The organism is Citrobacter sp. KTE30 (assembly GCF_000398825.1).
In the GTDB taxonomy this organism is placed as follows: Bacteria; Pseudomonadota; Gammaproteobacteria; order Enterobacterales; family Enterobacteriaceae; genus Citrobacter; species Citrobacter freundii.
Map to the genome: position 1 here is coordinate 1219096 of NZ_KB976055.1, position 13296 is coordinate 1232391.

General features: G+C 51.7%; 14 protein-coding genes and 1 pseudogene. 9 read left to right on the plus strand and 6 right to left on the minus strand.

Going from position 1 to position 13296, the window contains the following annotated elements:
• Positions 1–147 precede the first annotated feature (147 nt).
• Positions 148–1062, plus strand: coding sequence for an Rpn family recombination-promoting nuclease/putative transposase (locus tag WC1_RS17130; RefSeq protein ID WP_016149795.1), 915 nt, complete (start codon positions 148–150; stop codon positions 1060–1062).
• A 50-nt stretch (positions 1063–1112) separates the two neighbouring features.
• Here WC1_RS17130 and dtpD read toward each other — a convergent pair whose 3' ends face one another.
• Positions 1113–2594, minus strand: a complete 1482-nt coding sequence (gene dtpD, locus WC1_RS17125; RefSeq protein ID WP_003835460.1) for a dipeptide permease DtpD — start codon at positions 2592–2594, stop codon at positions 1113–1115.
• A gap of 289 nt (positions 2595–2883) precedes the next feature.
• Here dtpD and ybgI point away from each other — a divergent pair, with 289 nt between their 5' ends.
• Genes ybgI through nei form a run of 8 tightly spaced genes read left to right on the plus strand, consistent with a single transcriptional unit; the run spans position 2884 to position 9177 of the window.
• The gene (gene ybgI / locus WC1_RS17120; RefSeq protein WP_003022887.1) at positions 2884–3627 is read left to right on the plus strand and encodes a radiation resistance protein YbgI; all 744 of its coding nucleotides are present in this window, start codon (positions 2884–2886) and stop codon (positions 3625–3627) included.
• 15 nt (positions 3628–3642) lie between these two features.
• Positions 3643–4299, plus strand: a complete 657-nt coding sequence (pxpB, locus tag WC1_RS17115) for a 5-oxoprolinase subunit PxpB (protein ID WP_003835457.1) — start codon at positions 3643–3645, stop codon at positions 4297–4299.
• The gene (gene pxpC / locus WC1_RS17110) at positions 4293–5225 is read left to right on the plus strand and encodes a 5-oxoprolinase subunit PxpC (protein ID WP_016149796.1); all 933 of its coding nucleotides are present in this window, start codon (positions 4293–4295) and stop codon (positions 5223–5225) included. Before pxpB ends, pxpC begins: the two co-directional genes overlap by 7 nt.
• A complete protein-coding gene (pxpA, locus tag WC1_RS17105; protein WP_016149797.1) occupies positions 5215–5949 on the plus strand; it encodes a 5-oxoprolinase subunit PxpA in 735 nt (244 codons plus the stop codon). Before pxpC ends, pxpA begins: the two co-directional genes overlap by 11 nt.
• A gap of 53 nt (positions 5950–6002) precedes the next feature.
• Complete coding sequence (locus tag WC1_RS17100) at positions 6003–6725, plus strand: DUF969 domain-containing protein (RefSeq protein WP_003835449.1); 723 nt, start codon at positions 6003–6005, stop codon at positions 6723–6725.
• On the plus strand, positions 6722–7717 hold the full coding sequence (locus tag WC1_RS17095) for a DUF979 domain-containing protein (RefSeq protein ID WP_003847337.1): 996 nt from the start codon (positions 6722–6724) through the stop codon (positions 7715–7717). Before WC1_RS17100 ends, WC1_RS17095 begins: the two co-directional genes overlap by 4 nt.
• Before the next feature lie 9 nt (positions 7718–7726).
• Entirely contained in the window at positions 7727–8371 is a 645-nt protein-coding gene (pcp, locus tag WC1_RS17090; protein WP_016149798.1) for a pyroglutamyl-peptidase I, read from the plus strand.
• 14 nt (positions 8372–8385) lie between these two features.
• Positions 8386–9177 carry an endonuclease VIII gene (nei, locus tag WC1_RS17085; protein ID WP_016149799.1) on the plus strand — a complete coding sequence of 264 codons (792 nt, stop codon included), beginning with the start codon at positions 8386–8388 and terminating at the stop codon, positions 9175–9177.
• Here the strand turns inward: nei and WC1_RS17080 are convergent.
• The 5 genes and pseudogenes from WC1_RS17080 to tssD form a co-directional block, all read right to left on the minus strand.
• Positions 9174–10220, minus strand: coding sequence for an AbrB family transcriptional regulator (locus tag WC1_RS17080; protein ID WP_016149800.1), 1047 nt, complete (start codon positions 10218–10220; stop codon positions 9174–9176). The genes nei and WC1_RS17080 overlap by 4 nt on opposite strands.
• Before the next feature lie 122 nt (positions 10221–10342).
• Positions 10343–10746 (minus strand): annotated as a pseudogene (locus tag WC1_RS0122630) (DUF2251 domain-containing protein).
• A gap of 76 nt (positions 10747–10822) precedes the next feature.
• Complete coding sequence (locus WC1_RS24905) at positions 10823–10957, minus strand: bacteriocin immunity protein (RefSeq protein WP_231385704.1); 135 nt, start codon at positions 10955–10957, stop codon at positions 10823–10825.
• Positions 10958–11127: 170 nt separating this feature from the next.
• Entirely contained in the window at positions 11128–11412 is a 285-nt protein-coding gene (locus WC1_RS17075; protein ID WP_016149801.1) for a bacteriocin immunity protein, read from the minus strand.
• Positions 11399–13138, minus strand: a complete 1740-nt coding sequence (gene tssD / locus WC1_RS17070) for a type VI secretion system tube protein TssD (RefSeq protein WP_016149802.1) — start codon at positions 13136–13138, stop codon at positions 11399–11401. Before tssD ends, WC1_RS17075 begins: the two co-directional genes overlap by 14 nt.
• Positions 13139–13296: the final 158 nt, after the last annotated feature.

Sequence of the window (13296 nt, forward strand, 5' to 3'; positions counted from 1 at the left end):
TTTGCGTAATACCTTCCAACAGAATGAACATGTTGCAGTCGGGTGATTTTAGCGCTGAAGCGTGCGCTCAGTACCGTGAATACCCTGCTGCACAAGTTTTCTCTCAGCAGTAAATTTCCGTCATCTGAATGAAAATGACGGAAATTAATGACGACGCCAACGACCTCCACCCCGCATGATGCGGTGTTTAAAACGTTTTTACATCATCCCGAAACTGCACGGGATTTTCTCGACATTCACCTGCCAGCTGAACTGCGGATGCTTTGCGATTTGAATTCGCTGCAACTGGAGTCAGAAAGCTTTATTGAAGCGGATTTACGTTCGCGCTACTCCGACGTGCTCTGGTCTTTGCACACACGCAACGGTGACGGTTATGTCTATGTGGTGATAGAGCATCAAAGTTCAGCCGAGCCACATATGGCTTTTCGTCTGTTGCGTTATGCGCTGGCGGCGATGCAGCGCCATCTGGACGCAGGGCACAAGGAACTGCCGCTGGTGATACCGATGCTGTTTTATCATGGCTGCCGAAGCCCCTATCCGTACTCATTGTGCTGGCTGGATACCTTTGCCGACCCCGTGGCGGCAAGACAGCTTTATTCCAGCGCATTTCCGTTGGTAGACATAACGGTGGTACCCGATGATGAGATCATGGCTCACAGGCGAATGGCGCTGCTGGAATTAATGCAAAAACATATCCGTCAGCGGGATTTGATGGGGCTGATAGAACAACTGACCACGCTACTACTTACTGGATGCGCTAATGACACGCAACTGCAGGCGATGTTTAATTACATCCTACGATCCGGCGATGAATCTCGCTTTAATGAGTTTATGCAAGAGATGGCGCAACGGATCCCCCAACATAAGGAGAGGCTGATGACTATTGCGGAGCGGTTACGGTTAGATGGATTACAGGAAGGTTTACAACAAGGCAAAGAAGTAGGAAAGCGAGAAGCCGCATTACGTATAGCGCAAACTATGCTGGAGCAGGGAATAGATCGCGCAATGGTACTACTAGTGACGGGGCTTACTGAAGAGGAACTCGCTGCAAGTTATGCGTAATTACCCGAAAAAACAGGCCCGAATAGTATTACATCATCGGGCCCTTACACTCAGGATTCTACCGCCAGCGGACGGTTTCTGAACTTAAGCGACTGGTACAGCCAAATCAGCAGCACCAACACCACGCAGGCCAGCGCGCCCCAGGTAATTTCGCTAAAGACATCAATATACGCATTGATGGAGTAGTTGATAGCGCCTGCTGCATCAAACGAGCCTTGCGACGTCTGATCGGCGATAACGCCTGCCAGATAGTTGGCGATGGCGCCGGACAGCAGCATATAAATGCCTGTTAATACGCCAGTCACCCCAGGGATCTCAATACGCGTAATTTGCGACATCGCCACCGGGTCGATAAACAGTTCGGCAAAGCCCATGACCGCCAGCCCCAATACCATCAGCGGCATGGAAGAGTGGCCGTAAGCTGCGGACCAGCGGGCGCTTAAGGTCAGAATGCAGAACCCTGCGCTCATTAAACCGAGGCCAAGGGCGAATTTACCCCAAATACGTACGGTACGATTGCCGCCAACGCTTTCTTTGACTACCCAGGCCAGCACGATACCGCACAGCATAACGGCAAAGGCGTTAACCGACTGGAACATCGCGGTCGGGACGGAATATCCCAAAATATCGCGATTTACGAAGCGGTCAATATACAGGCTAATCGAGCTGCCGCCCTGTTGAGCAAAGGCCCAGAACAGCAAGCTGAAGAAGGTCAGTGTGACGATAAGCCCCAATTCTTTGCGCTGCTTTTGGGTTTGCGCCTGACGGTAAATCTTCGCCAGAACCGCCAGACCAATAACCGTGGCAACAATCAGTGCGTAAACGGACCACTCTTTCCAGAACAGGACGGTAATCAGTAACGGTGCTGCAACCAGCAGAACTAACAGCCAGGCCCAGTTTGGCAGCATATACTTTTTCGCACACAGCACGGCCTTGTTGACGCCAGTGGTATGAGCGAAATGGCGATTACCGCATAAGAAAATCACCAACCCTGCCAGCATGCCAATCGCAGCCAGCGCAAAGCCCATCGCCCAGCTGTACTCTTCCTGCACGTATCCGCAGGCAATGGGTGCGATGATCGAACCGATGTTACCGGCTGCGTAGAGCAGAGAGAATCCACCGTCGCGACGCGGATCTTCAGGTTGATATAACTCGCCCAGCAGGCAACTAATGTTGGATTTAAACAGACCGTAGCCGCAGACAATGATCGCCAGCGACAAATAAAGGAACGCCGGAGCCATTTCGCTTGCGCCCAATACCAGATGTCCCACCGCCATTAAAAATGCGCCGATCATCACAGCCATTCGATTACCGAGCACTTTATCTGCCAGGTATCCCCCGAGAATGGGGGTGACGTAGACCAGTGAACAGTAGGCGCTGAACAGTTCATATGCGTGATTATCGTCGTACTTGAGCTGGTTAGTGAGATACAGGATCAGCAGCGCACGCATGCCGTAAAAACTGAAATATTCCCAGATTTGTAGCGCGACGACGTAATAAATCGCCCGTGGTTGAGATGCTTGTTTATTCATTATTTTCTCGAAGTAAATGCCTCGCGACAGGCTGAGCGTACTGCGCGAGTGTGTTTCCTTAAAGTTGTAACTTTGATACAGATCTGATTATTTTTGCAATATGCTGTCTGATTGCATAAATATACATGAATTGGATCGCGTAGTGGTAAGCAAATCATGTTCAAAGCGGGTGTGATTGTTTCTTGATGTGTCAGTGAAATGGCTATCGACGAACGCAGGCGAGGACGCTATTTTAACCTAAGCTGTGTTGCTGATTAGGCAGGCAGAATTAATGACTACGAGGACGATGATGAAAAACACCGAACTGGAACAACTGATCAACGACAAACTGAACAGCGCCGCCATTAGCGACTATGCGCCGAATGGTTTGCAGGTTGAGGGCAAAGAGACGGTGCATAAAATCGTGACCGGCGTGACCGCAAGTCAGGCGCTGCTGGATGAGGCGGTGCGCCTGCAGGCCGATGCGGTTATCGTTCATCACGGTTATTTCTGGAAAGGCGAATCTCCGGTAATTCGCGGCATGAAGCGCCATCGTCTGAAAACGCTGTTGGAAAACGATATCAACCTGTATGGCTGGCACCTGCCGCTGGATGCTCACCCGGAACTGGGGAATAACGCGCAGTTGGCCGCGCTGTTGGGGATTACCGTGATGGGTGAGATCGAACCGCTGGTGCCATGGGGAGAACTCTCCATGCCGGTTCCGGGACTGGAGTTGGCATCGTGGATTGAAGCGCGTTTAGGCCGTAAACCGTTATGGTGTGGTGATACCGGTCCGGAAAAAGTTCAGCGCGTCGCCTGGTGTACGGGGGGCGGTCAAAGTTTTATTGATAGCGCAGCCCGGTTTGGCGTCGACGCTTTTATCACTGGTGAAGTTTCAGAGCAAACCATTCACTCAGCCCGCGAGCAGGGGCTGCATTTTTATGCTGCCGGTCACCATGCGACCGAACGCGGCGGCATTCGCGCATTAAGCGATTGGCTTAATGAAAATACCGATCTGGACGTGACTTTTATCGATATTCCTAATCCAGCGTAATAAAGAGGGACGAAAGTGCAGCGAGCGCGTTGTTATCTGTTAGGTGAAACGGCAGTGGTTCTTGAACTGGAACCACCCATTACGCTGGCGACTCAGAAACGCATCTGGCGTCTGGCCCAGCGTCTGGTTGATGCCCCGAATGTACTGGAAGCTATTCCAGGCATGAACAATATCACGGTGACCTTGCGCGACCCGCAAACGCTGGCGCTGGATGCGATTGAGCGCCTACAACGCTGGTGGGAAGAGAGCGAAGCACTGGAGCCGGATTCGCGCTTTATTGAAATTCCTGTTACCTATGGCGGTGAGGCCGGTCCCGATCTGGCAGAGGTCGCCCGGCACAGCGGATTAAGTGACAAGCAGGTTGTGGAACTTCATGCGTCGGTTGATTACGTGGTGTGGTTTATCGGTTTTCAGCCGGGATTCCCCTATCTCGGGAGCTTACCTGAACAACTGCATACCCCAAGACGTGCGGAACCGCGTTTGCTTGTTCCGGCAGGTTCTGTCGGTATCGGTGGATCTCAAACGGGGATCTACCCGCTTTCCACGCCTGGCGGGTGGCAATTGATTGGGCGTACCTCCGTTTCGTTATTTGATCCAAAACGGGAGGAGCCGATTCTGTTGCGGGCTGGCGATACCGTGCGTTTTGTCCCGCAGAAGGAGGGGATATGTTAAACATCATCCGCGCTGGCATGTACACCTCAGTACAGGACGTGGGACGTCATAGTTTTCGTCAATCCGGAATCAGTCACTGTGGGGCGCTGGATAAACCGGCGCTGAACGTGGCTAACCTGCTGGTGGGTAATGATGCGAATGCCGCAGCGCTGGAAATCACGCTGGGGCAACTGGTGGTGGAGTTTGAAGCCGATGGCTGGTTTGCCCTGACCGGTGCCGGATGCGAAGCGCATCTGGATCGTACGCCCGTGTGGAGCGGATGGCGGTTACCGGTAAAAGCCGGGCAGCGCCTGACGCTAAAACGTCCGCTTCATGGCATGCGCAGTTATCTGGCGGTAGCGGGCGGTATTGATGTTCCTGAAGTGATGGGCTCGCGTAGTACCGATCTGAAAGTGGGCATTGGTGGGTTTGAAGGGCGTCTACTGCGTGATGGCGATCGACTGGCGATTGGCGTATCTACCCGGAAATTCAGCGAGCCGCAAGGTGTTAAGCAACTGATGTGGGGTAATCTCATTCGTGCGCTGCCCGGACCTGAATATCAGGAGTTTGATGAGGTATCGCAGGCTTCGTTCTGGCGCTCACCGTGGCAACTTAGCCCACAAAGTAACCGTATGGGGTATCGTCTTCAGGGGCAGCCGCTGACGCGCACGACCGATCGCGAGCTGCTGTCGCATGGCTTGCTCCCCGGCGTGGTGCAGGTTCCACATAATGGCCAACCCATTGTGCTGATGAACGATGCTCAGACGACGGGCGGTTATCCGCGCATCGCCTGTATCATCGAGGCAGATATGTATCATCTGGCGCAGATCCCGCTCGGTCAACCGATTCATTTTGTGCAGTGTTCGCTGGAGGAAGCGCTGAAGGCGCGGTACGACCAGCAGCGTTACCTGGAACAGTTAGCATGGCGGCTTAACAATGAAAATTGATCTCAATGCAGACCTCGGTGAGGGATGTGCGAACGATGCAGCGTTGCTGCAATTGGTGTCATCGGCCAACATCGCCTGTGGGTTTCACGCAGGCGATGCGCAAACTATGCTCTCAAGCGTGCGCGAAGCGCTAAAAAATGGCGTAGCGATAGGTGCGCATCCCAGCTTTCCGGATCGGGAAAATTTTGGCCGTAGCGCCATGACCCTGCCTGCGCAAACGGTGTATGCGCAGACGCTGTATCAAATTGGTGCGCTGGCTGCCATCACGCGGGCGGAGGGCGGTGTGATGCATCATGTCAAACCGCATGGCATGCTCTATAACCAGGCAGCGAAAGATCCTCAACTGGCTGATGCGATTGCGAAAGCGGTTCATGCCTGCGATCCGTCGCTGATTTTAGTGGGACTGGCGGGAAGCGAACTGATTCATGCTGGAGAACACTATGGCCTGGTAACGCGTCAAGAGGTGTTTGCCGATCGGGGTTATCAGGCCGATGGCAGCCTGGTGCCGCGTAGTCAGCCGGGCGCACTGATTGAGGATGAAGAGCAGGCGTTGGCGCAAACGTTAGAAATGGTGCAATCCGGCAGAGTAAAAAGCCAAAGTGGGACATGGGCGAGCGTGACTGCCCAGACGGTATGCATTCATGGGGATGGCGAGCACGCACTCGCTTTTGCCCGCCGCTTGCGTAGCGCCTTTGAAGCATGCAATATTCAAATTAGCGCATAAATTTATTCATACAAAACAATAATATATTACACAACAACATAAGGGATTTAATTATGGGAGAGGCTATTTCTCTCTGGCCATTGACGGGGATCGCCGTCATCGTGGTCGGATTTCTTTTACGTTTTAACCCGGTATTGGTGGTTATTATTGCCGGGATTGTCACGGGGCTGGCGGCGCATATGCCTATCGCCACTATTCTCGAGAAACTGGGTGAAGGTTTTCTCAACACCCGTAACCTGCCATTTATCTTATTGATCCCACTGGCGGTAATCGGTCTGCTGGAACGTCACGGTCTGAAAGAGCGTGCGCAGGCGTGGATTGCAAAAATCCGCAGCGCTACCAGCGGCCGCCTGCTGATTGTCTATCTGTTCATTCGCGAAGCGACCGCTGCATTAGGACTCACCAGTCTGGGGGGGCATCCGCAAATGGTGCGTCCGCTGCTGGCGCCGATGGCGGAAGGGGCCGCTGAGAAAAATCACGGCGAGATACCTGGGGCGGTACGCTATCGACTGCGCGCAATGTCAGCGGCGACTGATAACGTCGGGCTGTTTTTCGGTGAAGATATCTTTGTTGCTTTCGGCGCCATCATCTTCATGCATAACTTTATGCTGGAGTCTGGTGGGATCCAGACCGAACCGCTGCATATCGCCCTATGGGGGATCCCAACGGCAATTTGTGCTTTCCTGATCCACGGCACACGTTTGTGGCGTCTGGATAGCTATTTGCAACGTGAGGTGGCGAAAGCGAACGCCGCAGCGAAAGGGGAAGCGCAATGAATTTTCAACAAAGCTATCTCTACTGGCTGGCGGGCGCGGTATTACTGATTGTGGCCGTCATGTCCTGGCAGGATAAAGCGAACCCGCGTCGCTTCACCACTGGTCTGTTTTGGGGTATATACGGCGTACTGTTTCTGCTTGGTGACTGGACATTCTCGCTGTTTGGCGACAAGCGCGCGGTGCATATTGCCGTCGGTATTGCGGTGGTCGTCCTGGCGCTGATCGCCGGTTTCGGCGGCGTAAAGCTGGGAAGCTATCATCAACGGACGCAGCAACAGCGCGAAGAAAGTGCCAGTCGCTTGGGCAACCGCCTTTTTTTCCCGGCGCTGGCGATCCCGGTAGTAACGGTTATTGGCGTGCTGATGTTCAACCATATTCCGGGCTTACAGGATGCGCTGTTTGGGCCGGGTAATCACGCCACGCTGGTGACGCTTTTTTCCATGACCGCAGGTTCGTTGATTGGTCTGGCGATGGCAATAAAAATGACCCATGAGCGGGTGCATCAACCGATCCAGGAGGCGCGCCGTCTGCTGGACTCCATCGGCTGGGCGTTCATCCTGCCACAGATTCTGGCTACGCTCGGGCTGTTGTTTACGGCAGCGGGCGTAGGCAGCGGCATTTCATATCTGACGCAGGAATATCTGGCGGTAGACAGTCGCTTTATCGCAGTGGCGGTGTACACCATCGGCATGGCATTGCTGACTATGGTGATGGGCAATGCGTTTGCTGCTTTTCCGATCGTGACCGCTGGGATTGGTATTCCGATTCTTGTTCTGCAACACGGCGGTAATCCGGCGGTAATGGCGGCGATTGGTATGTTCTCCGGTTATTGCGGGACACTGATGACGCCGATGGCGGCGAACTTTAACATTGTCCCTGCTGCGCTGCTGGAACTACCGGACAAAAATGCGGTGATTAAAGCGCAGGTGCCAACCGGTATACTGCTGCTGCTGGTCAACGTGTTCCTGATGTATTTCCTGATGTTCTTGTAAGGTGACAGGATGAAAACAGTACTCATCACGGGATTTGAACCCTTTGGCGGCGAGTCAGTTAACCCTTCCTGGGAAGTGGTCTCGGGACTCGATAATGCTATCATCGGTGGATGCCGCGTCGTTGCCCGCCAACTGCCGTGCGTCTTTGGCGAGTCTCTTGCCGTACTCAATGGCGCGATTGACGCGCTGTCGCCATCGCTGGTTCTGGCGGTGGGGCAGGCGGGTGGTCGTACGGATATCACCGTGGAACGCGTGGCGATTAACGTTGACGATGCGCGTATTGCGGATAATCAGGGGCAACAGCCCGTAGATGTGCCGGTTGTAGCCGATGGTCCAGCGGCATGGTTTAGCACGCTGCCGATCAAAGCGATGGTTATGGCTATGCGCAACGCGGGAATTCCGGCTTCGGTTTCCCAGACCGCTGGCACTTTCGTGTGTAACCACGTGATGTATGGCCTGCTGCATAAACTACGCGACGCACCGGCGGTGAAGGGCGGCTTTATTCACATCCCTTATTTGCCGCAACAGGCCGCACAGCATCCCGGGGCGCCAAGTATGGCGGCTGAAACAGTACGCCGGGCGCTGGAAGTCGCAATTGCCACCGCCTTGCAGGTGGAAAGCGATATCGCTGTGACGGGCGGCGCAACACATTAACAAAGGACAGTATTATGCCTGAAGGCCCGGAGATCCGCCGCGCGGCGGATAACCTGGAGGCGGCAGTCAAAGGCAAACCCCTGACGGAAGTCTGGTTTGCCTTTGAGCAGTTAAAACCGTATGAATCTCAACTAATTGGGCAGAGCGTTACCCAGCTTGAAACGCGAGGGAAAGCATTACTGACCCATTTTTCCAATGGCCTGACGCTGTACAGTCACAATCAGCTCTATGGCGTGTGGCTAGTGGTGGATACGGGCAACATCCCGCAGACCTCGCGGGTACTCCGTGTCAGATTGCAAACGCAAGACAAAACTATCCTGCTGTATAGCGCGTCTGATATCGAAATGCTGACGCCAGAACAGCTCGCCACCCACCCGTTCCTGCAACGGGTAGGGCCGGATGTACTGGATTTACGTTTAACGCCCGATGACGTTAAAGCGCGTCTGTTATCTCCGCGTTTTTGCAATCGCCAGTTTTCTGGTCTGCTACTGGACCAGGCTTTTCTGGCGGGATTAGGTAACTACCTGCGGGTAGAGATCCTTTGGCAGGTTGGGTTGACCGGGCAGCATAAAGCGTCGCAGCTTAGTGATGAGCAACTGGATCAACTGGCACATGCGCTGCTTGATATTCCGCGCCTGTCTTATAATACCCGCGGGCTGGTCGATGAGAATAAACATCACGGTGCGTTGTTTCGCTTCAAGGTCTTTCATCGGGACGGCGAAGCCTGTGAGCGTTGTGGTGGGACTATCGAGAAAACGATGCTCTCCTCGCGACCTTTTTACTGGTGTCCGGGATGTCAGCACTAAGCGGGCCGTTTTGGCGCGTGCACCGAAATAAACCGCGCGACTGCGGGGCCAGTTAACAAAATGCTGAACAGTCGCAGGGTTTGCATCGCCATGATGAGCGCCATATCAGCGTGGCTTCCTGCGGCGATCACCGCAACAGAATCCACTCCTCCAGGACTGGTTGCCAGATAGGCAGTGAGAAAATCAATCTGCATGTAATGCGCCAGTCCCCAGGCCATAGCAGCGCAGATAGCCATCAGTGAAAAAATGGACAACAGGATCTGCGGCAAAGGGCGCAGCGCCATTAAAAATATCTGCTTGTCAAAGCCCAGGCCGATTTGCCAGCCGATGGCCATATAGGCTATCGCCAGTAGCCATTCCGGCAGTTCAATCACCATCACTCCGCTTGCATTCAGCAAGGCACCCACCAGCATCGGCAATAGCATGACGCCAGAGGGAATACGCAGTAAGCGTCCAGCCGTGCCGGCAACGGCGGCCAGCATCAGAGTGCTGAAAAGATTGCCGCTTAGAGGCGGAAACCAGATGATTTGTTCACTGACCGCCTGCGCCTGGTCGCCCATCACCAGCCGGGTGACCATCGCCGCCGCGCCGACCACCAACAGTACGCGCAGATACTGCATAAACGCCACCAGTCGGATGTCTGCACCATAATCCTGCGCCATCGCCACCATTGCCGCTGCGCCGCCTGGTGACGAGCCCCATGCGCCGGTGTTACCCGGTAGCGTACTGTAGCGAACCAGCAGCCAGCCGATTATCGCGCTGCTGATAAGGGTTGCCAGCAGGATAACAATCACCATCGGCCAGTGGGCTGCAAGGGTTGTGAAGATTGAACCGGTCAGATTTTGGGCAATCATGCAGCCGAGAATCGCCTGCGCGCCAAGAAATGTGCAGCGGGGAGGATGCAGAGAGATGCCGCGCAGACTGAAGATGATGCCGACGATCATCGAACCGAGCAGCAAGGGTCCTGGAAGATGAATAAGCAGAAAGAGCAGGGAAAGCAGGAGCGATAGCACAAACAACAGGCTCCACTGTAAAACAGGCATCCCATGCTCCTGAGTTATATGTTGCGTTTAACGTGTTGATACAGCATAGAGAAAAAGTCCGCTGAAAAAAATATCAAGTATCAATAAAAACGGACTAACCGGTGATCGGGTATTGATGCCTGTTATCTGAATAAATCATCGACAGCATCATTCCATGCATGCCCAAAGACAGACCATTCCTGACTGATTGTAGGTGGAAAACCGCTCCGGCAGTATCCATTTTTAGATTCAAAATTAAAGACGCCGTGTGGGTAACCATTTATCAGCAACACACATTTCTTACTGTCTTCTGACCAACCGATCTTCACATCTGATGGGATATGCCCATCTGAAACATCTTCTGCATTGTAAATATGCAGTGCATCTTTGATAGGATTTCCGTCTGCTGATTCATCAAGTGCATAGAAGTACCCGGTTTGACCATCATCTTCAAATACAGCTGTGTAAGAACCTTCTGGGGCCAAACTTTCTATTACCTGTCTTCACCGACAATGAGTTGAGCTTGAACCGTAACCGTGATCGTCATTTTAAATTCCCACATGTATAAATATTCGTTGTTATATAATTTACACTGATAATTCGAGTGTTTGATTTGAAAATTTTTAGGTTGATTGTTTAAATGATGAGCGTCCCTGGGACTTACGCCATCTTTTGATTTCATCAATGACGCCTTGTGGGCTGTCTTCCCTGTCATCCGTGGGATAAAAAATCAATCCATTACTTTCCGGATGGTCCACGATTTTATCGAAATGATCGACTAATGAGTCGATGTAATATTCACGGTCTATTTCTCCCAGGTAGCGTGGGTTTGTGGAGAATTCATATGAATTCAGCTTCGGTGTAGTCTTCGAGTTTTTGCTTAAGATGATTCATATATTCACTGTTTTAATAAATTTCTTTGCAGAGCTTATTTAGAATCTTTAAATAACTCTAAGCCATGAGATGCTCTCCATTTTTTTATTTCCTTGAATATTCCCAAGGGTGAACATTCAATCTCATCTGGTGTATTAAAAATCAGTCCATTACCAAGTGGGTGCTGGGTGACTTTGACTACATGTAGTTGTAGATCATCGATAAATTTACCAAAATCCTTGGCATTTAGCCCATGTTTATTCTCAAAAAAGTTAGATAGCAGAGCAATGAACTCTGACTCAGTGTAATCGCTTATGGTTTTTTCATTATCTATTAGCATTTTTATGTATTCCTATATGTAAGCGAGGAGTAGTAATGTTTATATTATCCATATTAAAAACTTCTCCGCCATGCTGGATTTCTTCTACGTGATGAAGTTCAAAAGTCGTTCTGCCGCCTACCTGCTCTGAAGGAATAGGATATGGTGCCAACCCCATTCTTATCAGGGTTTGGTTAGATGGTTTAAAATCCTTCATAAGCTCAGGGCATTCTGACACCGCAAGCCAGAATTCTTCTCTGAAATGGTCAAAGTTGCGAAATGTTCTTCCTCGCAGCTTATCCGCCACCTGTGCAGGTATCGGCGCTCCCAGCCCAGAACTGGCGGCCTCAAGCCAACGACCATTTCCGGATAAAATTTCACCGTGGCCGGTTGCTGTACCGGGGTCGTCCCGGGCTGTTTTCAGGTATACATATATCGGCTGAATGCCTGAATCGGCCGGAAAAATCAGAATATAATCGTTAAAATCGGCGACATCCGGCACAAGGAACGGTGGCGTGGTGTATTCGTTTTTGCCATCCGGGATGGGTGTTACCAGAATGGTTGGCTGATCCAGCGGTGGAACATCGTTTCCAGTATGTTCAGGTACATCACCCGTCGCAGGATTTTCCGGCGTCCATGTGATTAACGGCCCGTCTGCGTCGTGGGCAGGCGTAAATTCATAGCGATGATGTTCATCGTTCCACAGCATATTCGCGACGCGCACGTTTTCATAAGGAGTACCTTCGCCGGTATGCACGCCGTAGACTTGCGATTTACCGTGAATGTCGGTTCCCCAGAAAAAACGAACCCGGGTTGTGGCAGTGTCACCTACCAGCGCCTTTTTCCGCAGTTCTTCCTCATACCAGAACTCATCACGTCCGGGAACGCGTGCGCTGCCCGTACCCGCGGACGGAATATACAGCGCGGAAGCTAGCGCTCCGATATAAGGAACGCCGCGTGCGGCGCTGAGCATGCCACTGAGTGACCACTCGCCCCACACCTGCGTCAGCCCACCTAAGATCGGCAGCGCGGCCGAGGCTTCTGCAGGCTGTGCATATCCGCAACAATCATCGACGGAAGATTGTGCGAAAACCGCCATCTGTCCGAAGTTTTCAGCCGATTCTTCACGGCTCCCCGCGTCTGTACAGCCTTTTTCTTTCAGACAGGATTTAGCATAGACCGGCGTAACTGCTGGAATGTGTGGTGCAGGGGGAGAAGGGCGTTTCACTATGGGTTTTATCGTACTGACCGGCTGAGGGCGGGGTGGTATAAACAAACGGTTGTACTCAGCAGGAAACGCCAGGTAGTCAAACTCAGTGTTGGCAATCAGGTGTTTGCAAAGAATATAGTCATACGATACTGCAATTTCTTCGGTATCCAGCTCGTTTAGGGCCACATAGGTTTGTATGCTTTTTACCGACGCATTTCTTAATTGAATATAATAGTAGCGTTCCCATCTACCAAATCTGTTTATTCTCCATAAATCAATTTCAATAAACAGACGTTCATTGTTATTAATGGCGTTAATCAATAATGGTGTGCTTTTATCAATTAGTTTTGTGAAGTTCAGTAGCTGGGTATTAATACCAGAATCAGTATTAGCTAATCCATTCGAAAGTGAAAAAACAAAAATCTCATCAGGATGGTTTTCCTGCCAGCGATTCCCTACTGACGCGGAAGTGCCGCAGCCGGAAGAAATATTTCCTTGTTGTTCACCTGTTATCTTCAGGTAAATAAGATCGCCCATGCCATTTAATCCAGAGATGTATTTTATAAGGCCGAATTAAATAGCTAATAAATTTAAAAATCAAATTATGCGTTGGCGATTGATGCTATATAAAAGGGGGGGCATGTCTGAAATGTATTATGGGACGAATTGGCTGATGAGAATAATATTAATGAGAT

Excerpts from the sequence above, each read along its gene's own strand:
- dtpD (WP_003835460.1), bottom strand. The coding sequence starts at position 2,594 with ATGAATAAACAAGCATCTCAACCACGGGCGATTTATTACGTCGTCGCG.
- WC1_RS17095 (WP_003847337.1), top strand. The coding sequence starts at position 6,722 with ATGAATTTTCAACAAAGCTATCTCTACTGGCTGGCGGGCGCGGTATTA.
- WC1_RS17100 (WP_003835449.1), top strand. The coding sequence starts at position 6,003 with ATGGGAGAGGCTATTTCTCTCTGGCCATTGACGGGGATCGCCGTCATC.
- pxpA (WP_016149797.1), top strand. The coding sequence starts at position 5,215 with ATGAAAATTGATCTCAATGCAGACCTCGGTGAGGGATGTGCGAACGAT.
- pxpC (WP_016149796.1), top strand. The coding sequence starts at position 4,293 with ATGTTAAACATCATCCGCGCTGGCATGTACACCTCAGTACAGGACGTG.
- pcp (WP_016149798.1), top strand. The coding sequence starts at position 7,727 with ATGAAAACAGTACTCATCACGGGATTTGAACCCTTTGGCGGCGAGTCA.
- WC1_RS17080 (WP_016149800.1), bottom strand. The coding sequence starts at position 10,220 with ATGCCTGTTTTACAGTGGAGCCTGTTGTTTGTGCTATCGCTCCTGCTT.
- WC1_RS17075 (WP_016149801.1), bottom strand. The coding sequence starts at position 11,412 with ATGCTAATAGATAATGAAAAAACCATAAGCGATTACACTGAGTCAGAG.
- ybgI (WP_003022887.1), top strand. The coding sequence starts at position 2,884 with ATGAAAAACACCGAACTGGAACAACTGATCAACGACAAACTGAACAGC.
- nei (WP_016149799.1), top strand. The coding sequence starts at position 8,386 with ATGCCTGAAGGCCCGGAGATCCGCCGCGCGGCGGATAACCTGGAGGCG.
- tssD (WP_016149802.1), bottom strand. The coding sequence starts at position 13,138 with ATGGGCGATCTTATTTACCTGAAGATAACAGGTGAACAACAAGGAAAT.
- WC1_RS17130 (WP_016149795.1), top strand. The coding sequence starts at position 148 with ATGACGACGCCAACGACCTCCACCCCGCATGATGCGGTGTTTAAAACG.